Source organism: Streptococcus sinensis (assembly GCF_000767835.1).
GTDB lineage: Bacteria > Bacillota > Bacilli > Lactobacillales > Streptococcaceae > Streptococcus > Streptococcus sinensis.
In genome coordinates this window covers 101,714-125,948 of sequence record NZ_JPEN01000068.1, presented here as the reverse complement: position 1 = coordinate 125,948, position 24,235 = coordinate 101,714, and the positions used below count along the sequence as shown (strand labels likewise).

Below are 24,235 nucleotides of genomic sequence, written 5' to 3'. Positions count from 1 at the left end.
TATAAAATAATTAAGAAAGGGTTTATACTGGCGGAAGCTACCCGCTAATATAAATATAAGGTTCTATTATGAACAGAGAAGAAATTACATTACTTGGTTTTGAAATCGTAGCCTACGCAGGTGATGCTCGTTCCAAATTGTTGGAAGCATTGAATGCAGCTCAAGCAGGAGAATTTGACCGAGCAGAAAGCTTGGTAGAAGAAGCTAATGCTTGTATTATTGAAGCGCACCACGCTCAGACAGACCTGCTGACCAAAGAAGCATCAGGTGAAGATTTGGCTTACAGTGTGACCATGATGCACGGTCAAGATCACCTGATGACAACCTTGTTGCTCAAGGATTTGATGAAACACATGATTGAATTATACAAAAGAGGAGCAAAATAATGAACAAACTTATTGGAATTATTGAGAAAGGGAAGCCTTTCTTTGAAAAACTATCACGTAACATCTACTTGCGGGCTATCCGTGATGGTTTTATCGCAGGGATGCCAGTTATTCTTTTCTCCTCCATCTTTATCCTGATTACTTATGTGCCAAATTCATGGGGCTTCCAGTGGCCAAAAGATATTGAAGCGCTCCTGATGAAACCTTACGGTTACTCTATGGGGATTTTAGCTCTTTTGGTAGCTGGTACAACGGCTAAATCTTTGACCGATTCTGTCAATCGAAGCATGGAGAAAACCAATCAAATCAACTATATGTCTACACTTCTGGCAGCTATTGTTGGTTTATTGCTGCTAGCAGCTGATCCGATAGAAAATGGTTTTGCGACTGGTTTCCTGGGTACTAAAGGACTGCTAACAGCCTTCATTTCAGCCTTTGTAACTGTCAATATCTATAAGGTCTGTGTGAAGAATAATGTGACCATTCGGATGCCAGACGAGGTTCCGCCGAATATCTCACAAGTCTTTAAAGACGTCATTCCTTTCACTCTTTCTGTTGTATCACTTTATGTCTTAGATATTCTCGCACGGAACTTTGTCGGTGCTGGTTTGGCCGAGTCAGTTGGTAAATTCTTTGCACCGCTCTTCTCAGCTGCTGATGGTTATCTAGGGATCACCCTTATCTTTGGAGCATTTGCCTTCTTCTGGTTTGTGGGGATCCATGGTCCTTCTATCGTTGAGCCAGCGATTGCGGCCATCACTTATGCCAATGCGGAGGTCAATCTGCAGCTTCTCCAACAAGGACAACACGCAGATAAGATTTTGACATCTGGTACACAAATGTTTATCGTTACTATGGGAGGTACAGGTGCAACCTTGATTGTCCCATTCATGTTCATGTGGATCTGTAAGTCTAAACGTAATAAGGCTATCGGCCGTGCGTCTGTCGTACCAACTTTCTTTGGGGTAAATGAGCCCATCCTCTTTGGCGCTCCAATCGTATTGAATCCAGTCTTCTTTATTCCATTTATCTTGGCGCCAATTGCCAATGTCTGGATTTTCAAATTCTTTATTGATATTCTGGGTATGAACAGCTTTACAGCTAACCTGCCTTGGACGACTCCAGGACCTTTGGGTATTATTCTTGGAACCAACTTCCAACTTCTGTCTGTAGTTTTGGCAGCAACTTTGATTGCAGTAGACTTTATCATCTACTATCCATTCGTTAAAGTTTATGATGAACAAATTCTGGAAGACGAACGTTCTGGAAAATCAAATGATGAATTGAAAGAAAAAGTTGCAGCGAATTTCAACACTGCTAAAGCAGATGCTATTCTCGATAAAGCCAATGCAGGAGCTGTAGCAGAAGAAGCTCCAGCGCAAAACAATATTAGCGAAGAGACCAATGTTCTGGTGCTCTGTGCAGGTGGCGGTACCAGCGGATTGCTGGCTAACGCTTTGAATAAAGCAGCAGCTGAATACAAGGTTCCTGTGAAAGCAGCGGCGGGCGGTTATGGTGCTCACCGTGAGATGTTACCTGAGTTTGACCTGGTTATCCTGGCCCCTCAAGTTGCTTCCAACTTTGAAGACATGAAGGCGGAAACGGATAAATTGGGTATCAAACTAGCTAAAACAGAAGGTGGCCAATACATCAAACTAACCCGTGATGGTAAAGGGGCGTTAGCCTTCGTTCAGGAGCAATTTAACAACTAAATCTGTTTATTTGAGATGAAGCAACTTGATAAGATCTAGTCAAGCTTGACCTCATCTCAAATGCTATTGAAAGGAAAATAAGATGACAAAAACCTTACCTAAAGATTTTATTTTCGGTGGTGCAACAGCAGCCTATCAAGCTGAAGGAGCAACCCACACAGATGGAAAGGGTCCTGTTGCCTGGGATAAATACCTAGAGGACAACTACTGGTATACAGCAGAACCTGCCAGTGACTTTTACCATAAGTATCCTGTGGATCTGAAATTGGCTGAAGAGTATGGTGTCAATGGTATTCGGATTTCCATCGCTTGGTCACGGATTTTCCCGACAGGCTATGGCGAGGTCAATCCAAAAGGTGTGGAATTTTACCATAATCTTTTCGCAGAATGCCACAAGCGCCATGTAGAACCTTTTGTGACCCTTCACCACTTCGATACACCAGAGGCTCTTCATTCAAATGGAGATTTCCTCAATCGGGACAACATTGAGCACTTTGTAGATTATGCGGCTTTCTGTTTTGAAGAATTTCCAGAAGTTCGCTATTGGACAACTTTCAATGAAATTGGCCCCATTGGTGATGGCCAGTACTTAGTTGGAAAATTCCCGCCGGGTATCCAGTACGACTTGGCCAAGGTTTTCCAATCTCATCACAACATGATGGTCTCCCATGCTCGTGCCGTTAAGCTCTACAAGGACAAGGGCTACAAGGGTGAAATTGGTGTCGTTCATGCACTGCCGACAAAATATCCTTACGATCCAGCAAATCCAGCAGATGTCAGAGCAGCAGAGTTGGAAGATATTATCCATAACAAGTTTATCCTAGATGCGACTTATCTGGGGCACTATTCAGATGTAACTCTGGCAGGAGTGAATCATATCCTTAAGGTCAATGGTGGTCAGCTGGATCTGCGCGATGAAGACTTTGCGGCTTTAGAAGCAGCTAAAGACCTCAATGACTTCCTTGGCATCAACTACTATATGAGTGATTGGATGCGCGACTTCGAAGGCGAAACGGAAATCATTCATAACGGAAAAGGTGAAAAGGGAAGCTCTAAGTACCAGATTAAGGGTGTGGGACGCAGAGAATCTCCAGTCCATATATCAAAAACCGATTGGGATTGGATTATTTATCCGCAAGGTCTCTATGACCAAATCATGCGGATTAAGAAGGATTATCCAAACTACAAGAAAATCTATATCACGGAAAATGGTCTGGGTTATAAAGATGAATTTGTGGACAATACAGTTTACGACGATGCTCGCATTGACTACGTCAAGCAGCATCTGGAAGTTTTATCCGATACGATTGCAGACGGGGCTAATGTCAAAGGCTACTTCATCTGGTCTTTGATGGATGTCTTTTCTTGGTCTAACGGTTATGAAAAACGCTACGGCTTATTCTACGTAGACTTTGAAACGCAGGATCGCTATCCTAAGAAATCCGCTCACTGGTATAAGAAACTAGCTGAAACGCAAGTTATTGAATAGAAAGTAAAGCTGTTAGAGTTGAACTCTTTCGGCTTTTTTGATGTGCTCATGCATAAAAACTTGATTCTATAGCAGGAGTGGTCTGGTATAGAATCATTGGACGGGGTTGGCTGGACTGAGTTTTCGTTGGAAAAATTTGAAATTTTCCTTTGAATTGGCTTGAGAGACAGATAGTTTCGGTTGTGTTTTTTAGTCGAAGCTAATAGCTCTGCACCTAGAAATCTGCTATAATGGTCTTATGATTATTTTACAAGCAAGCAAGATTGAACGCTCTTTTGCAGGGGAGCTTCTTTTTAACAATATTAACCTGCAGGTGGATGAAGGCGACCGGATTGCTCTGGTCGGTAAAAACGGAGCTGGGAAGTCAACCCTGCTCAAGATTTTGGTGGGCGAGGAAGAGCCTACTTCTGGTCAGATTAATAAAAAACGAGACCTTTCCCTATCTTATCTGGCTCAGGACAGCCGCTTTGAGTCGGAGAATACTATCTACGACGAGATGCTCCTGGTCTTTGATAGTCTGCGTCAGCAAGAAAAACGCTTGCGGCAGATGGAGCTGCAAATGGGAGAATTGTCAGGGGAAGACCTGACTGCTCTCATGACCCAGTATGACCAGCTGTCAGAGGACTTTCGCCAGAAAGGTGGTTTTACCTACGAGGCCGATATTCGAGCTATTTTGAATGGCTTCAAGTTTGACCAGTCCATGTGGCAGATGAAGATTTCTGAGCTTTCAGGCGGGCAGAATACCCGTCTGGCTCTGGCTAAGATGCTTTTGGAAAAGCCAGAACTGCTGGTCCTGGACGAGCCGACCAACCATTTGGATATCGAGACCATTGCCTGGCTAGAGACTTACTTAGTCAACTACAGCGGTGCCCTGATTATCGTCAGCCACGACCGCTATTTCTTAGACAAGGTTGCGACCATCACGCTGGATTTGACCAAGCATTCCTTGGATCGCTATGTGGGAAATTACTCCAGTTTTGTGGTCCAAAAGGAGCAGAAGCTAGCCACCGAAGCTAAGAACTACGAAAAGCAGCAGAAAGAAATCGCTGCGCTGGAGGACTTTGTCAATCGCAATCTAGTCCGAGCCTCCACAACCAAGCGGGCTCAGTCCCGCCGCAAGCAGCTGGAAAAGATGGAGCGTTTGGACAGACCAGAAACCGGCGGTCGCTCAGCCAATATGACCTTCAAAGCTGATAAGGTTTCGGGCAATGTTGTGCTGACCTTGGAAAATGCGGCTATTGGCTATGGAGAGGAAGTCCTGTCAGAGCCGATCAACCTTGACATTCGCAAGTTTAATGCGGTAGCTATTGTCGGACCAAATGGGATTGGAAAGACGACCTTGATTAAATCACTAATCGGTCAAGTGCCCTTCATCAGAGGCAAGGAGCAGCTGGGAGCTAATGTGGAAGTGGGCTACTATGACCAGACCCAGAGCAAACTGACTGCCAGCAATACGGTACTTGACGAGCTATGGAACGACTTCAAGCTGACGCCAGAGGTTGAAATTCGCAATCGCTTGGGGGCCTTTCTCTTTTCAGGTGACGATGTCAAGAAATCGGTCGGCATGCTGTCGGGTGGAGAGCGGGCGCGTCTGCTTCTAGCAAAGCTGTCTATGGAAAACAACAACTTCCTCATCCTAGACGAGCCGACCAACCACTTGGATATTGACAGCAAGGAAGTGCTGGAAAATGCCCTGATTGACTTTGACGGCACCCTGCTCTTTGTCAGCCATGACCGTTACTTTATCAATCGTGTGGCCACCCAGATTGTTGAGCTCTCTGAAACAGGTTCCACCCTTTATCTGGGTGATTATGACTACTATCTGGAGAAAAAGGCAGAGCAGGAAGCCTTGCGTGAGGAGACGGAGCAGACTAGTCCTGACAAGCCTGCCCCTGCCAATGACTATCAGCTTCAAAAGGAAAACCAGAAAGAACAGCGCCGGCTGGCCCGCCGCCTAGAACAACTGGAAGTGCAAATTGAGGACTTGGACAGCCAGATCAGTCAGCTTCAGGAAGCCATGGAGGCCACTAATGACGCTGGCGAACTGATGGAGAGCCAGCAGCAAATCGACCAGCTGACCGCCAAACAAGAAGAAGCCATGCTAGAATGGGAAGAACTGGCGGAGAAGGTGTGAGAAGGAAAAAGAACCTGTGTAAGAATGCCTAGTTTCTGTGAGAAATGAGCTTCCCAGAGCTCAAAATACTTAATTTCACATGTGAAATCAGTCCCAAAAGAGAAAAACCCGAATGTTAACATGTGAAATTTCTAGTTTTAGAGCAAAAAGAAAAATCCTTTATGAAGAATCGTTTCCCTGAGAGTAAAACCCGAACTTTTTCATGTGTTCTGAGATTTTTTAGAGGAAAAGAAAGCATTCTTCATGCAATCTAAGTTCTTTTAAAGACAAGTCAGTCCGTCAGATTTTCTGAAAAGCTATTTTGGAGCAAAATGACTCTGTCAGATTTTCGGACGGTTAGTCTGAGAGCAAATCCCGAACTTTCTATTTTCGGACGAGTTCTTTTTGTAGAATTTGCCTTTTCCGATTTTCGGCTGAGAAGATTTTGACGAAATGAGGCTCGTCCGAAAGTAGAATCCGAACAAAGGGGCTGGAAAGTAGTTTTGAAAGAAGCGACTAGGGAGCAGAACAGCAGTTAAAGGAATTGAAGTGGTAAACAAATGGAAAATTTAGGCAAAGTTTTTCGCGATTTTCGTTTAAATGGACATTATTCTTTGAAGGAAGCAGCCGGTCAGGTCTGCTCGACCTCTCAGCTGTCTCGTTTTGAGCTGGGAGAGTCGGACATGACCCTCTCGAAATTTTTGGATCTCTTGGATAATATCCATGTGACTCTTGAAAATTTTATGGACAAGGAACGGAATTTCCAGCAGCATGAGCATGTGGCCATGATGGGTCAGATTATCCCTCTTTACTACTCAAATGACATCAAGGGATTTCAAGACTTGCAAGCGGAGCAGTTGAAAAAAGCCCAAGCTAGTAGTGCTCCTCTCTACTATGAGCTGAATTGGATTTTGATGCAGGGCTTGATTTGTCAGCGAGACAGTCAGTTTCGCATGAGGCAAGAGGATTTAGATAAGGTGGCCGACTATCTCTTCCAAGTGGAAGACTGGACCATGTACGAGCTTATCCTCTTTGGCAATCTCTATAGTTTCTATGATGTGGATTACGTCTACCGTCTGGGCAAGGAAGTCATGGAGAGGGAGAACTACTATAAAGAGATCGGTCGCCATAAGAAATTAGTCTTGATTATAGCTCTCAATTGTTACCAGCATTGTTTGGAAAGTTGTTCTTTTGATAAGGCTAGTTATTTTGAGGCTTACGTAGAGAAAATCATTGGCAAGGGCATCAAACTCTATGAACGCAATGTGTTCCTCTATCTCAAGGGTTTTGCGGCTTATCAGAAGGGACAGAAGAAGCAGGGAATCAAGCAAATGCAGGAAGCCATGCATATCTTTGAAGTGCTGGGACTACCAGAGCAAGTTGCCTATTATCAAGAGCATTTCCATAAGTTTGTAAAAGTATAATTTCCCAAATATGGGAAAAACAAAGAACCTCCCTCTATTCCTGATACAATAGTTTCAGAAATGGAAGGAGGTATTTTTATGAATCGACAGGCAGCGCAGCTGATTACACGGGCTGCTATTAATAAAATTGGGAATATGCTTTATGACTATGGAAACAGCATCTGGCTTGCTTCTTTGGGAGCTCTGGGACAGACGGTCTTGGGCATTTATCAGATATCAGAGCTAGTCACTTCTATCTTATTCAATCCTTTGGGTGGGGCCATTACGGACCGCTTTTCCAGACGTAAGGTGCTGATGGTAACGGACTTGATTTGTGCTGGTCTTTGTCTGCTGATTTCTTTTATTTCTAATGACCAGCTGATGATTGGGGGGCTGATTTTTGCTAATGTGGTTCAGGCTATAGCCTTTGCCTTTTCTCGGCCAGCTAATAAGTCTTATATTACCGAAATTGTGGACAAAGAAGACATTGTGGCCTACAATTCTCATCTGGAGCTGGCCTTGCAGGTTATCAGTGTCTCAGCTCCAGTTCTGTCTTTTATCGTGATGCAGTATGCAAATCTGCGAATGACCCTTCAGCTAGATGCCCTTAGCTTTTTTCTGGCTTTTGCCTTGGTTTACTTTCTGCCTAATCATGAGCCAAGCAAGCAGAAGTCTCCCATCAATCTTGGAAATATCCTGAGAGATATCAGGGAAGGTTTAGTTTATATCCGTCAGCAAAAAGAAATCTTCTTTCTGCTCTTGGTAGCTTCTGTCGTCAACTTTTTCTTTGCGGCCTTTAATTATCTATTGCCTTTTACCAATCAGCTCTACGGCAAGACCGGCTCTTATGCGACTATTCTGAGTTTGGGCGCTATTGGCTCAATCATCGGAGCTATTTTAGCCAGCAAGGTCAAGGCCAGTATGGGAAATCTTCTTGTAGCCCTATTATTGACAGGTGTAGGAGTTGCGGTCATGGGTGTCTCTGCTTTGCTACCGATTCATCCATATTTTTCTTATTCTGGTAATCTTATTTGCGAGCTCTTTATGACTGTTTTTAATATTCATTTCTTCAGTCAGGTTCAGACCAAGGTGGATAAGCAGTATCTAGGCCGAGTTTTTTCGACCATCTACACGCTGGCAATTCTTTTCATGCCCCCTGCGACTTTTCTGATGACGCTCCTGCCGAGTGTTCACACCCTTTCCTTTCTTCTGATCGGTTTCGGAGTGATGGGATTAGCTTTGATTTCCTACCTTTTTCAAAAGAGAATACAAAAAGACTAGGCTGGAGTTCCAACCTAGTTTTCTGTATGAGAATTTTTAAGCACTTCTTTTGTTTTTTTCAGTTCTCTTTTCAGTGAAAAATTTTTCGTCATGCTGATGAGAAAGGTCGTGACAGAGCCTAGGAGCACTGAGACCAAAATCAATATGATTAAGGGAAGTTTGAAGGTGAACAAGATAAAGCTAACATTAACGCTCTGCATATTGGCCAAGGAAATACTGGCCACCAATAGAATGGTAATCAAAAGCAGAATATAGTGTAATTTTTCTTTCATAGTGATTCTCCTATTATTTACTCAAACTCTGCCTTGCTTTTGACATCTCCATATTCTTCTGGGATTTCCTGAGCTAGGATATCTTCATAAGCAGCCAGTTTAATATCTGAGCCATACTTGTTTTTCAGAGCGGTGGTCACTAAACGGTAGGCCAAGTTGGCATTGCGGGACAAGATGGGACCATGGAAGTAGGAGCCAAAGACATTCTTATAGTGGACGCCTTCATTGCCATCTTCTTGGTTGTTGCCATTCCCATAGACGACTTTGCCCAGAGGTTTTTCATCATCAGAGAGGAAGGTACGACCTTGGTGATTTTCAAAGCCATAGTAAGTCTCGTTAAACTCTTCGTTATGAATCTTGATATCACCGATATAGCGGTTTTTGGTCTGGTTGAGGGTATAGTGACCCATGATGCCTAGACCTTCGATTCGTCGGCCAGAAGCTTCGATATAGTATTGGCCTAAGAGTTGGAAGCCACCGCAGATAGCTAGCACAACGCCATTTTCATTGATAAAGCTTTCCAAAGCTTCTTTTTTAGTTGGCAAGTCACGGGCCACGATTGTTTGCTCATAGTCTTGACCTCCGCCAAAGAAGACGATGTCGTAGCTGTCCTTGTCAAAGTCATCTTCTAGAGAGACGATATCGACTTCAACTCTAGCGCCTAGCTTTTCAGCCACATACTTGAGCATGAGGACATTGCCGTTGTCGCCGTATGTATTCATGAGATTGCCATAGAGATGAGCAATCTTTATATCATAGCGATAGTCCTGGTTTTCAGGAGAAGTGAGGGATCTGTAAACCATTAGTTCATCTCCTTTCTGACCACTTGACGGTCTGCCAGCAACTCGCGGAATTCAAGCATGGCGGTATAAGTTGCTAAGATATAGGCATGCTTGGTTTCTTGCTGTTCAATGGCCTTGAAGACGGCTTCCAAATCTTTGACTTCAGTAATCTGATCTGTTGGATAGCCCGTTACCCGCAGTCGACGAGCAATCTCAGAGTGGCGCACACCGCCTGCGATAACCTGAGGAATATCCATCTCTAAAATTTTCTCAAAATCAGCATCCCAGATCCAGCTGGTATCAATGCCGTCTGCATAGTTGGCATTGAGCAGGATAGATAGGCTAAAGTCAAAAGGCGCCAGCTCAATCATGTCTAAGGCTTGAGTAGCTCCGACCGGATTTTTAATCAAGACTAAGGTACATTCCTTGTTGCCGATTTTGAAAGTTTCCTGACGGCCAAAGACAGCTCGGCTCTTGTCAAATCCAGCCTTGATGGTAGCCGGCTCGACACCAAAGAACTGAGCTACTGACACTGCTGCTAGAGCGTTATAGATATTGTAGAGACCGCCGATATTGATTTGATAGTCTTGTCCATCAATGGTAAAGGCAGAGCGGTTATGCTCAAGTGTTTTGAGAGCGGTCAGGCTGTAGTCAAGCTTAGGACGCTTGAAGCCGCAGTCCTCACAGATATAAGCCCCCAGATTTGCATAGGTGTTGAGCTCGTACTTGAGGATATGCTCGCACTTGGGACAGAGGATGCCCTCAGTATTGTAGTGCGCCAGCTTAACCTGGCTTTTCTCCGTGTCAAATCCGTAGTAGCGAATTGGATTTTTTAAGCTGACCGAATTAAAGAGGGGGCTGTCACCATTCATCAGAACAGTCGCTTCAGGCACTTTTGCTGCAGCATCCAGAATCATCTGGTAGGTCGTGTATATCTCACCATAGCGGTCCATCTGGTCACGGAAAATGTTGGTAAAGACGAAGAGGCTAGGCTTGATATAATCACAAATCCGAGACAGGCTGGCTTCATCGATTTCCAGCACAGCGATATTCTTGCCAGATTTGCCTTTCTTAGCGGTTAGGAAGGTTGTCGTGATTCCGGTAATCATGTTGGCACCGCTGGGGTTGGTCACCACTTCTCCGAAGGCTTCCTTGAGGATGCCTACTGTTAGAGCTGTAGTTAGAGTTTTACCATTGGTTCCGGTAACAACCACGACCTCATAGTTCTTGGCTAGGTTTTGTAAAATGTTTTTGTCGAATGTTAGGGCAACTTTCCCTGGCAGGGTCGAGCCACGTCCCATTTTGCTGAGAACAAAGTGGGAGGACTTGCCTGCCAAGAGGCCCAATGCTGTATTTATCTTCATAAGAAATATTTTATCATAAAAAAGTAAAGAAGGTTACAGAAAAATATCATTAAAAGTGATATAATGATTGAGGACGTTTGTTTTTGAATGTGAGGACGAGTATGTAATGAATTTTCATCAGCTAACCAATCTCCAATACTGGTCTAATTTGTTTGACAGTCCTTGGAGTATTGTAATTAATATTATTGACATTGCCTTGGTAACTGGGATTTTATATTATCTTACCAAAACCATTGCCGGGACGAAGATTATGATCTTGGTTCGTGGGGTTATGATTTTTATTTTAGCCCAGATTTTGGCCAACATCATCGGTCTGACGACAATCTCTTGGTTGATCAATCAGGTTATTACCTATGGGGTGATTGCTGCCGTGGTGATTTTTTCACCAGAGATTCGGACGGGTCTTGAAAAGCTGGGGCGAGCGACCGAGATTTTCTCAGCAACCCCGATTAGCAATGAAGAAAAAATGATTCAAGCCTTTGTCAAGGCAGTTGCCTACATGAGTCCGCGTAAGATCGGTGCTCTGGTAGCCATTCAGGGAACGCGGACGCTGCAGGAGTACATTGCGACAGGGATTCCACTGGATGCGGATGTATCTGGGGAACTTTTGATTAATATTTTCATTCCCAACACGCCCCTGCATGACGGTGCTGTCATTATCAAGGATGATAAAATTGCTGTTTCTTGTGCCTATTTTCCGCTGACAGAAAGTACAGGTATTTCTAAGGAATTTGGAACCCGACACCGAGCAGCGATTGGACTTTCAGAGGTTTCGGATGCCTTCACCTTTGTTGTTTCTGAGGAAACAGGCGGTATTTCTACGACACATAATGGAGTTTTCAAGCACGATCTAAGTTTAAGCGAGTTTGAATTAGAGCTGCGCAAGGTCTTTTTGTCAGATAAACAGGAGAAAAAGAATTTAAAAAACAGGTTGCTAGGAGGATGGAAGAATGAAACAGAGTAAAAAAATTCTCTATATTATCTCCTCTTTATTCTTTGCTATAGTTTTATTTGTTTATGCGACATCCAGTAGTTTTCAAAATAGTATCAGTATCCGGCAAATAACTTCAGAAACCTACAGCAATACAATTTCGAATGTGCCGATTGATATCAAATACGACAGTGAACGCTATTTTATCAGTGGATTTACCTCAGAAGCCACAGTTGTTTTAACCGGGGCAAATAGAGTTAGCCTGAGCAGTGAAATGCAAGAGAGCACACGGAAGTTTCGTGTGGTGGCTGATTTATCCAATGCAACGGAAGGGACAGTGGAGGCTCAGCTAAAAGTGGAAAATCTGCCAAGCGGCCTGTCTGCAACAGTCAATCCGCAAAAGATTTCGGTCAAGATAGGGCAGAAAGCAAGTAAGAAAGTAGCCGTTCGTCACCTGATTACCAATAGTCAGGTAGCTGAAAATGTCTCCATCACGAATGTTGCTCTTGAAGACACAGAAGTAACGGTGACAAGTGATGCAGAGACTTTAGATAATATTGAGTATGTAGCGGCGATTTTACCGTCAAATGTTACGATTTCAGGAAACTACAGTGGTATGGTACCGCTCCAGGCTGTTGATGCCAATGGAAATGTCATGCCTAGTGTTGTGACACCATTTGAAACAACCATAAAAGTAATCACAAAAGCAAAAAATTCAAACTCGTCATCCAGTTCGAAATCTGGCTCAAGTTCGAGTTCGACTTCATCAAGCAAGTAAAGTAAAATTTGAAAGGAAATTTTTATAAAATGGGTAAATATTTTGGAACCGATGGTGTTCGTGGAGAAGCAAATGTAGAATTAACGCCAGAATTGGCTTTTAAGTTAGGTCGTTTTGGGGGCTACGTTCTAAGCCAACACGAAAGTGAGGTGCCTCGAGTCTTTGTTGGCCGCGATACGCGTATCTCAGGAGAAATGCTGGAGAACGCATTGATTGCGGGGTTGTTATCAGTCGGCATTCATGTTTATAAGCTTGGTGTGATTGCCACTCCGGGCGTGGCTTACTTGGTCAAGTCAGAAAAAGCTAGCGCTGGTGTCATGATTTCTGCCAGCCACAATCCTGCTCTTGACAACGGCATCAAATTCTTTGGTGGTGATGGATATAAATTGGATGATGAACGCGAACTAGAAATCGAAGCTCTGCTAGACGCCGAAGAGGATACGCTTCCGCGTCCAAGTGCAGAAGGTCTGGGAAGATTGATGGATTATCCAGAAGGCTTGCGGAAATATCAACAATATCTAGTTTCAACTGGTTTAGAGCTAGAAGGCTTGCATGTTGCCCTTGATACGGCAAATGGCGCAGCTTCAACCAGTGCCCGGCAAGTTTTTGCAGACTTGGGAGCCCAGTTGACAGTTATTGGGGAAAGCCCAGATGGTCTTAACATCAACTTAAACGTTGGCTCTACACATCCAGAAGCCTTGCAAGAAACAGTCCGTGAATCGGGAGCTGCGATTGGACTTGCTTTTGATGGGGACAGTGATCGGCTGATTGCCGTTGATGAAAATGGAGATATTGTAGATGGTGACAAGATTATGTATATCATTGGTAAATATCTTTCAGGGAAAGGTCAATTAGCCCACAATACGATTGTAACAACTGTTATGTCTAATCTTGGTTTCCACAAAGCCTTGGATCGCGAAGGAATCAATAAAGCGGTGACCGCTGTCGGCGACCGCTATGTGGTAGAGGAAATGCGGAAATCGGGCTACAATTTAGGCGGCGAGCAGTCTGGACATGTCATTATCATGGATTATAATACCACTGGAGATGGTCAATTATCAGCGGTGCAATTAACAAAAGTGATGAAAGAAACTGGCAAGAGCTTATCTGAATTAGCTGCAGAAGTGACGATTTACCCACAAAAATTGGTCAATATCCGCGTCGAAAATGCCATGAAAGATAAGTCTATGGAAGTTCCTGCTATCAGAGAGATTATTGAAAAGATGGAAACTGAGATGGCAGGAAATGGCCGCATCCTTGTCCGCCCAAGTGGAACAGAGCCCCTTCTACGTGTCATGGCTGAAGCTCCAACTCATGAAGAAGTGGATTATTATGTCGATACGATTGCGGACGTCGTACGTGCCGAGATTGGCATTGAATAATTAAGTTCGGATTTAATTTCATAAATACATTAGTGGGGAAGAAAAAGGCTTGAGATCAACTGATTTCAAGCCTTTTCTATGAAAAAGAATGCGGAGTATGAATAGGGCTCCCTTTTTAACGCCTTAGCATTTTTTTAATTAAGCTAAGGATTTTAAACTTAAGAGGGTTGGGATAGTAGCGGAAAGTCCCCATTTTTCGGACGATGAAGCCGTTGAAATTCTGCTTGAAGCGCAGAACGCCGTCAGATCCGTCGAAAATTCCCATAATACCGAGGAAATTATAAAATGGAATGCCTCTCTTGATGCCTTCGGTCATAACGTATTCCTGCAGCAAGGCTGGAGCGTAGAATTTGTTAAACTCAGGATAGGAGCCGCTGAAGAGGTAGGTTGCTTCCTGAGGAGTGTAGATAAAGAGGCTGGCAGCCAGGATTTGGTCTTGGTCGCCGTACTTGTCAATCAGTTCTTGGGCTTCTGCTTTGCGGGTTTCAAAGCTATCAAACTGGCTGGAAAGCTCTCGCAGCTGATTTTGCTTCTTTTCAGATTGAGGATTTTTTTCCAAATCTGCCTGCAGTTTCTGAATTTTCTGGCCCAGTTTTTCTTGATCTTTTTGTAAGTTTTGAAGATAGTCCTTGAAGTTAAGGCTAGCTGTCATAAAGTCCGCTTGCTGACCAAAGCTATCATAAAAATCTTGATAGTAGTCTAGTGGTTTGTCATCATATTCCCGTCGGTCAGAGGTAGCAGCCGTGATGTCTTTGAAAATGCTGAGTTGGTCGCGTTCCAGCCTTGTTAGCTTGATACCAAAGGTATTAGCCTTTTTGACGGTCGCCTTGCCGTTTTTACTGAAGGATTTGAGCAAGTCTTTCTCTGTCAGATCAGTTAGGTCTTTGACATAGTGCCAATCAGGCTCCCCGCCCGGATAGCCCGTCTGAAGACCGTCAAAGGCAAAGCCTAAGTCAGTCAGTTGCTGGATAAGGTCGACTTTTTCATCAGATGTGGGCTGGCCATTGCTGTCAAAAGTCTGATAAGTCTCGTAGGGCTTGATAATCAGCTCTAGGGCGCCTTCTTTTTTTGCATAAACCTGCAAGTCTTGATAGAAGGGAGTCAGGTATTTAGCATCAGTAGAGACGGGGCCGCAATTGATTTCCATGTGGAGACCGCCAGTCATAGGCATACTGTAGAGGACAGCAGACACCACTACCTGTCCCTGCGGGTCAGTGTAGCCCACATACCGGGTGCTGAAGCCACGCTTACTCAGCAGCTCTGCCATTTCCACTGTCTGCATAAAAGAGCGTTGGGAGCTAGCTGAGGTATGCTGGATGAATTCTTCTTGGCTGAGAAGTTTAAAAGTCATAAGCTTCCTTTCTTTTAATGCTTGCTGCGCAGTTTCTTTCTGAGAGTGTAGGCCATATTGGAGAGGTGGTAAAGAGGATTGGTCGGCAGGTTAAACTCACCAGCAAATTCCTCAATGGTTGGATTGAACTTGGATTTAAAACTGTAGAGACCGCCCTTGAGGTCGTTTTCGATTCCGCCCATATTTTGCCAATCTGCTCCGCGCTCAAAAGCATGTTTGGCCGTTTCGTACCAAGTGATGATAGCTGGCTGGTAGCGACGGTATTCCTCGTCCATTCCGGCATAGATATTTTCAGAGGTCTTGCCGTATTCTAGGACCAGGGTGCCAGACAGGGGAACGACAGCAGTCCCTTGGCTGATTTTGTCCTGTAGGAAGTCAATCTCTTCTTGGAGGCGTTTCTGTTCTTGCTGGTTATTCTCAATCTTGCCGGGCTTGGTTTTCTCGGTAAATTTCTCTGCTTCTTTGAGTGTCTTGGTCAGCTGAGCCTGTAAGTCTTCCAATCGTGCCTTTAGATCAATGCTGGACAAGGTGATGTAGGAGTGCTCAGGATAAGTATCCAAGAGTTTTTGGTAATAGTCTTTGCCTCGCAGGTGGATGTTTTTTCTATTTTCCGTTTTCTTCATCAGGGCTGAAAAGTCATCCAGTAATTCTGCTCCGCCAAATTGGATTTGAATACCTTTGTTACGGGCTGTACGAATAGCCTGCCGAGTACTCTTAGAAAGCAGATCCTCGCTGAAATCTTCTTTATGAATATTGGCCTGCAAGCGAGGCTGGATGGTTTCATCCAGAGACTCAGTCCGTCCGACCCAGACAGCTCCAGCTTGCTGTAGCTCTTGAATCAGCTTAACCGTCTCAGTCTTGTCTTGCAATTCGCCACCCATCTTGCTTTCTACCAGAAAGAGGCTGGGATCAAACTTGACAAAAAGAGCTTTTTTCTCCTTGGCAAATTTCTTGAGCGACGCCAAAACAAAGGTCAGCAGCTCCTTGTCACTATAGTCCATGATGGGACCGCGCGGGATATAAAGCATAGTCATCCCCAAGGGCAATGGTTTGATCAGGATACTGCCTGCAGCAACCAAGTGGCCGTCTTTATAGAAGCCCAAGCGCTCGTTTCCCCAGTTGTCCTTGATTTGAGCCCAGGCTGCGCTCTGCAGGAGATTGGCCTGCGGATGAGCCGTGACAAAATCGTCGTGTTCCTGAGCTGAAATTCCAATTTTGTAGCTATACATTATTTTAAAACCCACTCTCTAATAGCGTGTGCTACACCAGATTCGTCGTTCGATTTGGTGATATATTTGGCAATTTTTTTGAGTTCTTCCCTGCCGTTTTCCATGACAACAGGAGAGCCGACTGCTTCTAGCATGGCGCGGTCGTTTTCTTCATCACCGATAGCCATGGTCTGCTCCTTGCTCAAGCCAAGTTTTTCAGCCAGATGGAGGATAGCAGCTCCTTTATTGACAGTTTTTTTGACAATTTCCAGATAGAAAGGAGCGGACTTAACCAGCGTATATTTTTCTGCTAATTCCGGCGGTAGCTTGGCAATGGCCGCATCCAGAATTTCCGGCTCATCAATATACATGCACTTGACGATTTCTTTATCAGTCATTTCCTCAGGTGTGCGGTAGTAGACGGGCATATTGACCAAGCTAGATTCATAGACCGTGTATTTTCCAATATTGCGGTTAGCTGTATAGATGCCGTCCTTGGTGATGGCATGCATGTGAACGCCTAATTTTCGTCCTAGCAGCTCGATATCCAGATAGTCATCATAGGTCAGGGTTTCTTTAATCAATTCTTCGCCTGTGACCGTATCTTGAACCAGTCCGCCATTGAAAGTAACAACATAGTTGTCCGGCTGATTAAGCTTCAGGTCTTCCAGCAGTTTTTGGACACCGGGAATCGGGCGGCCAGTTGCAATGACGATTTTGACACCAGCAGCCTTGGCATCCTGAATAGCAGAGAACACTTCAGGAGTGATTTCTCGTTTGTTATTTAAAAGGGTACCGTCAATGTCAACGGCAACTAATTTGATAGACATATTTATTCTCCGTAAGTAAATTGGTCGTTTTTGATATAGTGCATAAAGGTCTGGTTTTTTTCGCTGAAAAGTCCTGTATCTGCCAGCATTTCCTTAGGGAAGTAGAAGCGATTATCGCCCTGTCTGGTCCCTGCTAGCGAATGAACGATAGGAGACAGGCTGGACAGTTCTGCTAAGTTGCCATCTTTTTGCAGGATCTCAATCTGAGTCCGGGGTTTTTCAACATCAGGCCGATAAAAATCATAGGGTAAGTCAAAATTGCGATGGATAGCAGTATAGTAATCAGGGTCAAAACCGACTTGCCCAACCAGGTCTCGCATGATATCCAAATGCGCTTCGTTTTCTTGAGAGAAGACAATAGACTTGAAGACCTTGCGGTTGATAAAACGCTGAGCCAAGTCAGATAAAATCTTGTCTGGACTGGTCATCCAAACTTGGAAATAGGTATTCATGACACCATCATCCAAGGCCAGATAATCCTGCAGGGTCACTCTATTTTCAAAGAATGGAATGAGGTTGGGCGATGACAGCGCAAAATAATCCTTCTGAGCTGGATAGAGAAACTTAGCTCGCTTGAGCAGATTTTGTAGCAGCACTTCCATAGCTCGGCTGGCTGGGTGGAAATAGACCTGCATGTACATCTGGTAGCGGCTGACCACATAGTCCTCCACCGCGTGCATACCATTGCGCTTGAAGGCGATGCCGTTTTCTACAGGACAAATCACTCGTAGAATTCGAGTCAAATCGAACTGACCGTAAGAAGCGCCAGTAAAGAAGGAATCTCGTAAGAGATAGTCCATCCGATCCACATCAATCTGACTGGAAATCAGCTGAACCACTTGCTTATTAGGATAGGTATGATTGATGACGCTGGCTACCTTTTCTGGGAAATCAGGTGAAACCTGCACCAGTGCCTGATGAATCTCAGTCTCTGGACTGGTGATGATTTGACGTGTAATGTCTTCGTGGTTGGTATCAAAGAGCCGCTCGAAGGTGTGCGAATAGGCCCCGTGTCCCAAGTCATGCAGAAGAGCGGCCGTCATGGCTAGCAGGCTCTCATGACTGTCCCAGACATTGCTGTATTTTTCATTGAAAATCTCGGTGATACGCCGGGCAATCTCATAAGCTCCCAGACAATGCGAAAAACGGCTGTGCTCCCCGCCGTGGAAAGTATAGCCAGAAGTGCCCAGCTGTTTGATGCGGCGCAGCCGTTGAAATTCTTTGGTATTGATTAAATCATAAATGACCTGATGGTCCACATGAACGTAATTATGGACTGGGTCTCGAAATACTTTTTCAACCATAGTCCTATTATATCATAAATGCTCAGCGGACGAAATTCAAAGGGTGAGGTAGAAAGGGAGAATTCTACAGAAATTTTTGATAAAATAGAGAAAGGAAAAAAGAAATGTGAGACAATAATGAAAATTAGAATGAGAAATCAAATCAAACTAGATGATCAAATAGAGTTGATTGACCAAATCTACGATGTGGAATGGACACAAAAAGGTGACTATCACTACTTGCTCTATAAGAATGAGGAGAAGGAGAAGGTAGTTTTGAAATTTAATGCCGATAAGCTGACCATGACCCGTTTTTCCAAGCCCAAGTCCATATTATCCTTTGTCAAAGACAGTCAGCATTTGGTGGCGATTCCAACACCGCTGGGAGTTCAACAGTTTGTTACAGACACTCAGCATTATCACTTAGATGTAGACAATCAGGCTTTGGAACTTCATTATAATTTGAAAAGAGCCGACGATGATCAGCTTTTTGCTTCCTATCAGATGAAAATCGAATGGAAAGAAGAAAAAATTGAAAACTAGCTGCTCCGCCTTGAAAATTACAAGAATTTTGGTATAATAAATACACTCAAGGGAGTAGCTAACGGTCACACCGTTACAAGGTCGTCAATACGAAAGAAATTTCCGGCCTTGTATGAAATAGCGAGACTTGTTAATTAACAGGTCTCTTTTTGTTTATTTTGAAAGAGGCCCATCAAAAGGAGGAGACATTTTGTCAAAAGAACAAAAGCGTCAAGCTTTTTATACTCAAAGCCCTGAAGAAGTTTTGCAAGCAATGGAAGCTTCCGAACAAGGATTGACCAGCAGCCAAGCCCAGCAACGTTTGGCGGACTACGGCCGCAATGAATTAGAAGAAGGGGAGAAAAAGTCCCTCTTGATGAAATTCATTGAGCAGTTCAAGGATTTGATGATTATCATCTTGTTGGTAGCGGCGGTCTTGTCTGTCGTAACATCAGGTGGTGAGGATATTGCAGATGCTATCATTATCCTAGCTGTGGTCATCATCAATGCTATCTTTGGTGTCTATCAGGAAGGCAAGGCAGAAGAAGCCATTGCAGCCCTTAAATCCATGTCAAGCCCAGCAGCGCGTGTACTGCGTGACGGTCATGTCACTGAATTGGACTCCAAAGAATTAGTGCCTGGTGATATCGTTAGATTGGAAGCCGGTGACGTTGTCCCAGCAGATATGCGACTTTTGGAAGCTAATTCCCTGAAAATCGAAGAAGCAGCTTTGACAGGTGAGTCTGTGCCAGTTGAGAAAGATTTGACTGTTGCAGTAGCTGCTGATGCTGGTATCGGCGACCGAGTCAATATGGCCTTCCAAAACTCCAATGTCACCTACGGCCGAGGAGTAGGGGTTGTTGTCAATACAGGGATGTATACGGAAGTCGGCCATATCGCAGGTATGTTGCAGGATGCGGATGAAACGGACACACCGCTCAAGCAAAATCTTAATAGTCTGTCTAAAGTTCTGACCTATGCTATCTTGGTGATTGCCGCGGTGACCTTTGTAGTCGGTGTCTTCATTCAAGGTAAAAATCCACTGGATGAGCTGATGACTTCGGTTGCTCTTGCGGTTGCGGCTATTCCAGAAGGTCTGCCAGCTATCGTTACCATTGTGCTGGCTTTGGGAACACAGGTTCTGGCTAAGCGGAATTCGATTGTCCGTAAGCTTCCAGCTGTTGAAACTTTGGGCTCAACTGAGATTATCGCTTCAGATAAGACCGGTACCCTGACTATGAATAAGATGACGGTCGAAAAAGTCTTTTACGATGGGAACCTGAATGAAGCTGGTCAAGATATTGAACTTGGCTTGGAGCTGCCGCTCTTACGTTCGGTTGTCCTAGCCAATGATACTAAGATTGACCAAGAAGGGAAGCTAATTGGTGACCCAACAGAAACAGCCTTTATCCAATATGCTCTGGACAAGGGCTATGATGTTAAAGGATTTTTAGAGAAGTATCCTCGTGTGGCTGAGCTGCCATTTGACTCAGACCGTAAGCTCATGTCTACTGTCCATCCATTGCCAGACGGGAAATTCCTAGTGGCAGTCAAGGGTGCTCCTGACCAACTCTTGAAACGCTGTGTTTCCCGCGATAAGGCTGGAGATGTTGCAGCGATTGATGATGCTACATCACAGCTGATCAAGTCGAACAACTCAGAAATGGCTCACCAAGCTCTGCGCGTGCTAGCTGGCGCCTACAAGATTATTGATGCAGTTCCGACTGACTTAACTTCTGAAAATCTAGAAAATGATTTAATCTTTACTGGTTTAATCGGTATGATTGACCCAGAACGTGCAGAAGCAGCAGAAGCTGTTCGCGTGGCCAAGGAAGCTGGTATTCGTCCAATCATGATTACTGGTGACCATCAGGATACAGCAGAAGCTATTGCTAAGCGCTTGGGTATCATCGATGCGGGAGATACTGAAGATCATGTCCTGACTGGTGCTGAGCTCAACGAGCTTTCTGATGCAGAATTCGAAAAGGTTGTTGACCAATACTCTGTCTATGCGCGGGTTTCTCCTGAGCATAAGGTACGGATTGTCAAAGCTTGGCAAAACCAAGGTAAGGTTGTTGCCATGACAGGTGATGGTGTCAATGACGCACCAGCTTTGAAAACAGCCGATATCGGTATCGGTATGGGCATTACAGGTACAGAAGTATCTAAGGGTGCTTCTGATATGATTCTTGCGGATGATAACTTTGCGACCATCATCGTCGCCGTAGAAGAAGGACGCAAGGTCTTCTCAAACATTCAAAAGACCATCCAGTATCTCCTTTCAGCTAATACAGCTGAGGTGCTAACTATCTTCCTGGCTACCTTGTTTGGTTGGGATGTATTGCAACCAGTTCACCTGCTATGGATAAACCTAGTAACGGATACTTTCCCAGCTATCGCCTTGGGGGTTGAACCTGCTGAGCCAGGTGTCATGACTCACAAGCCTCGTGGCCGTAAGTCTAGCTTCTTCTCTGGTGGTGTCATGAGTTCCATCATCTATCAAGGACTGCTGCAAGGTGCTCTCGTTCTGTCCGTCTATGGCTATGCTATTGCTAATCCAGTTCATATGGGCGATGTAAAAGCGATTCATGCGGATGCCCTTACCATGGCCTTTGCGACTCTAGGGCTCATCCAGCTCTTCCATGCTTACAATGTAAAATCTGTTTACCAATCTATCTTTACAGTTGGTCCATTCAAGTCTAAGACCTTCAACTGGTCTATTCTGGTTTCTTTCATCCTCTTGATTTCAACCATTGTGATTGATCCACTTGAAAAGATTTTCCATGTGACCAAGTTAGATTTGACCCAATGGACGGTTGTCCTAGTCGGCAGTTTCTCTATGATTGTCATTGTTGAGATTGTTAAGTTCATCCAACGTAAATTAGGTATGGACAAAAATGCTATTTAACAGCAAAAAGTCATCTACGGATGGCTTTTTTGCTTAAACACTAAAAATGAACTCCCAAGTCATCTGAGAGCTACGATTCAAAGTTTTCATTATTAAAACTTCAATTTCAATCACCTTTAAAGCATCTCGCAGTTCGGCTGCAGATGTTTTTTCTTATAGTCTCAAAATTCGGCTAAATCTTTAACAGCATTATAACGCTTGTGCAGGCGATACATTTGGGGAATCTTATACTGAGGAAAGGCATTAAAACCATTCCGAGTCAACTCCCTTTCACAGCTGTAGCCCAGAGGCCGCAGGTGGCAGGGGAAGGTGTCAATTGCATACATAGAGTGACGATGGTGGAGAAGGTAGTAATAAAAGTCTTGATAGAGAACAAATGCAGGGCAGTGGTAGGCAGACTTCTAGTTGATTTTTGAGCATTAAATTACATGAATACTGTATTTCCCTTTGAAAATGTCTCCTTAAATCCGCTCTTACCCTAAAAATTTGTTATAATAGAGAAAGAAAGATTTGAAGGGAGAAACTGATGTCTGTAAAGGTCAAAGACCTATTAAATAAAGTACGACTTCATCTGATATACGGAGATGAAAATCTCTTAGAAAAAGAAATTCAGACTTCTGACATTTCTCGTCCAGGACTTGAAATGACGGGCTATTTTGATTACTACACACCTGAGCGTATTCAGCTAATCGGAATGAAAGAATGGTCTTATCTGATGAAGATGACCTCGCACAATCGTTATCAAGTGCTTTTGAAAATGTTTCAGCCTGAAACGCCTGTGGTTATTATTGCGAGAAAACTTGAAATTCCCGAGGAAATGCTCCAAGCTGCAGAAGAAAATAAGGTTGCTATCCTTAGAAGTAAGACACCTACCAGTCGCTTATCTGGTGAAATATCTAGTTATCTGGATTCACGCTTGGCAGAACGGACCAGCGTCCATGGGGTTCTGATGGATATCTATGGTATGGGAGTACTGATACAGGGGGACAGTGGAATCGGTAAGAGCGAGACTGGCCTTGAACTTGTCAAACGAGGCCATCGTCTAGTTGCAGATGACCGAGTGGACATCTATGCCAAGGATGAGATGACCCTCTGGGGAGAGCCTGCTGAGATTCTGCGCCATCTTCTGGAAATCCGAGGAGTTGGGATTATCGATGTCATGAGTCTATACGGCGCCAGCGCGGTCAAGGATTCATCACAGGTTCAGATTGCGGTTTATCTGGAAAATTATGACTCACATAAAGCATTTGACCGTTTAGGAAATAACGCCGAGGAACTGGAAATTGCAGGGGTTGGTATTCCGCGTATCCGTATTCCTGTTAAGACTGGGCGTAATATTTCCGTTGTCATTGAAGCGGCAGCGATGAACTATCGGGCTAAGGAAATGGGCTTTGATGCCACTAAGATTTTTGAGGAACGCTTGACTAATCTGATTAGCCAGAATGAGGTGACAGATGCTTGATCCAGTAGCCTTTACAGTAGGTCCCTTCAGCATCCGTTGGTACGCTCTTTGTATTGTCAGTGGCTTGATTTTAGCAGTCTACTTAGCTATGAAGGAAGCTCCACGCAAGAAAATGATCCCAGATGATATTATAGACTTTATCCTGATTGCCTTTCCTTTGGCTATCCTTGGAGCGCGGCTTTACTATGTGATTTTTGAATGGTCTTATTATAGCAAGCAGCCTCTGATTGAGATTTTTCAGATTTGGAATGGAGGCTTGGCCATCTATGGCGGTTTGATAACCGGCGCCCTAGTCCTCTATTTCTTTTCACAGAGAAGGCTGATCAATCCCGTTGATTTTCTGGATATTGCGGCACCAAGTGTCCTGATTGCCCAGAGTATCGGCCGTTGGGGCAATTTCTTTAACCAAGAAGCCTATGGAGTGGCGGTCAAGAGTCTCAACTATCTGCCGTCTTTCATTCGCGACAATATGTACATAGACGGTGCTTACCGTCAGCCGACCTTTTTATACGAATCCGTTTGGAATTTACTTGGCTTTGTCTTGATACTGATTTTACGACGTAGGTCTAAATTCTTCCGTCAGGGAGAATTGGCAGCCTTTTACCTAATTTGGTACGGCTTTGGTCGGATGATTATCGAAGGTATGCGGACAGATAGTCTCATGTTCCTAGGTATTCGTGTATCTCAGTGGCTGTCTGTTGCCCTGATTTTACTGGGCCTTGGCATTATCATTTATCAGAGAAAAAAACAAGCCCCCTATTATCAAGAATGAGAGGAG

General features: G+C 44.2%; 20 protein-coding genes and 1 pseudogene. 13 read left to right on the top strand and 8 right to left on the bottom strand.

What is annotated here, in order from left to right; translation table 11 throughout:
- Nucleotides 1-68: 68 nt before the first annotated feature.
- From SSIN_RS06060 to SSIN_RS06035, 6 genes are all read left to right on the top strand, one after another.
- On the top strand, nucleotides 69-386 hold the full coding sequence (locus SSIN_RS06060) for a PTS lactose/cellobiose transporter subunit IIA (RefSeq protein ID WP_037616882.1): 318 nt from the start codon (nucleotides 69-71) through the stop codon (nucleotides 384-386).
- Nucleotides 386-2,098, top strand: a complete 1,713-nt coding sequence (locus SSIN_RS06055) for a lactose-specific PTS transporter subunit EIIC (RefSeq protein WP_037616880.1) — start codon at nucleotides 386-388, stop codon at nucleotides 2,096-2,098. Before SSIN_RS06060 ends, SSIN_RS06055 begins: the two co-directional genes overlap by 1 nt.
- Nucleotides 2,099-2,180: 82 nt before the next feature.
- Complete coding sequence (gene lacG / locus SSIN_RS06050; RefSeq protein WP_037616879.1) at nucleotides 2,181-3,587, top strand: 6-phospho-beta-galactosidase; 1,407 nt, start codon at nucleotides 2,181-2,183, stop codon at nucleotides 3,585-3,587.
- A 238-nt stretch (nucleotides 3,588-3,825) separates the two neighbouring features.
- On the top strand, nucleotides 3,826-5,721 hold the full coding sequence (locus SSIN_RS06045; RefSeq protein ID WP_037616877.1) for an ABC-F family ATP-binding cassette domain-containing protein: 1,896 nt from the start codon (nucleotides 3,826-3,828) through the stop codon (nucleotides 5,719-5,721).
- 539 nt (nucleotides 5,722-6,260) lie between these two features.
- Entirely contained in the window at nucleotides 6,261-7,124 is an 864-nt protein-coding gene (locus tag SSIN_RS06040) for an Rgg family transcriptional regulator (RefSeq protein ID WP_037616875.1), read from the top strand.
- A gap of 78 nt (nucleotides 7,125-7,202) precedes the next feature.
- The gene (locus SSIN_RS06035) at nucleotides 7,203-8,384 is read left to right on the top strand and encodes an MFS transporter (RefSeq protein WP_037616873.1); all 1,182 of its coding nucleotides are present in this window, start codon (nucleotides 7,203-7,205) and stop codon (nucleotides 8,382-8,384) included.
- A 14-nt stretch (nucleotides 8,385-8,398) separates the two neighbouring features.
- Here the strand turns inward: SSIN_RS06035 and SSIN_RS06030 are convergent, their stop codons facing one another.
- The 3 genes from SSIN_RS06030 to murT are packed head-to-tail and all read right to left on the bottom strand — an operon-like array spanning nucleotide 8,399 to nucleotide 10,802.
- On the bottom strand, nucleotides 8,399-8,656 hold the full coding sequence (locus tag SSIN_RS06030) for a lipopolysaccharide assembly protein LapA domain-containing protein (protein ID WP_037616871.1): 258 nt from the start codon (nucleotides 8,654-8,656) through the stop codon (nucleotides 8,399-8,401).
- A 17-nt stretch (nucleotides 8,657-8,673) separates the two neighbouring features.
- Nucleotides 8,674-9,459, bottom strand: a complete 786-nt coding sequence (gene gatD / locus SSIN_RS06025; protein WP_037616870.1) for a lipid II isoglutaminyl synthase subunit GatD — start codon at nucleotides 9,457-9,459, stop codon at nucleotides 8,674-8,676.
- The gene (murT, locus tag SSIN_RS06020; protein WP_037616868.1) at nucleotides 9,459-10,802 is read right to left on the bottom strand and encodes a lipid II isoglutaminyl synthase subunit MurT; all 1,344 of its coding nucleotides are present in this window, start codon (nucleotides 10,800-10,802) and stop codon (nucleotides 9,459-9,461) included. Before murT ends, gatD begins: the two co-directional genes overlap by 1 nt.
- Before the next feature lie 106 nt (nucleotides 10,803-10,908).
- Here murT and cdaA point away from each other — a divergent pair, with 106 nt between their 5' ends.
- The 3 genes from cdaA to glmM are packed head-to-tail and all read left to right on the top strand — an operon-like array spanning nucleotide 10,909 to nucleotide 13,893.
- Nucleotides 10,909-11,766 carry a diadenylate cyclase CdaA gene (gene cdaA / locus SSIN_RS06015; RefSeq protein WP_037616866.1) on the top strand — a complete coding sequence of 286 codons (858 nt, stop codon included), beginning with the start codon at nucleotides 10,909-10,911 and terminating at the stop codon, nucleotides 11,764-11,766.
- Nucleotides 11,753-12,511: a CdaR family protein gene (locus SSIN_RS06010; RefSeq protein WP_037616864.1), complete on the top strand. Its 759-nt coding sequence runs from the start codon at nucleotides 11,753-11,755 to the stop codon at nucleotides 12,509-12,511. The genes cdaA and SSIN_RS06010 overlap by 14 nt, the downstream gene beginning before the upstream one ends.
- Nucleotides 12,512-12,540: 29 nt before the next feature.
- Nucleotides 12,541-13,893: a phosphoglucosamine mutase gene (gene glmM / locus SSIN_RS06005; protein ID WP_037616861.1), complete on the top strand. Its 1,353-nt coding sequence runs from the start codon at nucleotides 12,541-12,543 to the stop codon at nucleotides 13,891-13,893.
- 115 nt (nucleotides 13,894-14,008) lie between these two features.
- Here the strand turns inward: glmM and SSIN_RS06000 are convergent, their stop codons facing one another.
- From SSIN_RS06000 to SSIN_RS05985, 4 genes are read right to left on the bottom strand one after another with little or no spacing between them, the layout of a single operon-like run.
- Nucleotides 14,009-15,244, bottom strand: coding sequence for an aminoacyltransferase (locus tag SSIN_RS06000; RefSeq protein ID WP_037616858.1), 1,236 nt, complete (start codon nucleotides 15,242-15,244; stop codon nucleotides 14,009-14,011).
- A 14-nt stretch (nucleotides 15,245-15,258) separates the two neighbouring features.
- Nucleotides 15,259-16,473: an aminoacyltransferase gene (locus SSIN_RS05995; protein WP_037616856.1), complete on the bottom strand. Its 1,215-nt coding sequence runs from the start codon at nucleotides 16,471-16,473 to the stop codon at nucleotides 15,259-15,261.
- Nucleotides 16,473-17,282, bottom strand: a complete 810-nt coding sequence (yidA, locus tag SSIN_RS05990; protein ID WP_037616853.1) for a sugar-phosphatase — start codon at nucleotides 17,280-17,282, stop codon at nucleotides 16,473-16,475. Before yidA ends, SSIN_RS05995 begins: the two co-directional genes overlap by 1 nt.
- A 2-nt stretch (nucleotides 17,283-17,284) precedes the next feature.
- The gene (locus tag SSIN_RS05985; RefSeq protein ID WP_037616852.1) at nucleotides 17,285-18,586 is read right to left on the bottom strand and encodes an HD domain-containing protein; all 1,302 of its coding nucleotides are present in this window, start codon (nucleotides 18,584-18,586) and stop codon (nucleotides 17,285-17,287) included.
- A 117-nt stretch (nucleotides 18,587-18,703) separates the two neighbouring features.
- On the opposite strand from SSIN_RS05985, the gene SSIN_RS05980 reads away from it, so the two are divergent.
- Complete coding sequence (locus tag SSIN_RS05980) at nucleotides 18,704-19,108, top strand: YwiB family protein (RefSeq protein ID WP_037616849.1); 405 nt, start codon at nucleotides 18,704-18,706, stop codon at nucleotides 19,106-19,108.
- A gap of 190 nt (nucleotides 19,109-19,298) precedes the next feature.
- Nucleotides 19,299-21,995, top strand: coding sequence for a cation-translocating P-type ATPase (locus tag SSIN_RS05975; protein ID WP_037616847.1), 2,697 nt, complete (start codon nucleotides 19,299-19,301; stop codon nucleotides 21,993-21,995).
- A 99-nt stretch (nucleotides 21,996-22,094) separates the two neighbouring features.
- Here SSIN_RS05975 and SSIN_RS10535 read toward each other — a convergent pair.
- Nucleotides 22,095-22,390: pseudogene (locus tag SSIN_RS10535) on the bottom strand (phosphoesterase); the annotation flags it as partial.
- Nucleotides 22,391-22,521: 131 nt separating this feature from the next.
- Here SSIN_RS10535 and hprK point away from each other — a divergent pair.
- Nucleotides 22,522-23,457 (top strand): HPr(Ser) kinase/phosphatase, encoded by a 936-nt coding sequence (gene hprK / locus SSIN_RS05965; protein ID WP_037616842.1) that lies wholly within the window; start codon nucleotides 22,522-22,524, stop codon nucleotides 23,455-23,457.
- On the top strand, nucleotides 23,450-24,229 hold the full coding sequence (gene lgt, locus SSIN_RS05960; protein WP_037616839.1) for a prolipoprotein diacylglyceryl transferase: 780 nt from the start codon (nucleotides 23,450-23,452) through the stop codon (nucleotides 24,227-24,229). The genes hprK and lgt overlap by 8 nt, the downstream gene beginning before the upstream one ends.
- The last annotated feature ends 6 nt before the right edge of the window (nucleotides 24,230-24,235 follow it).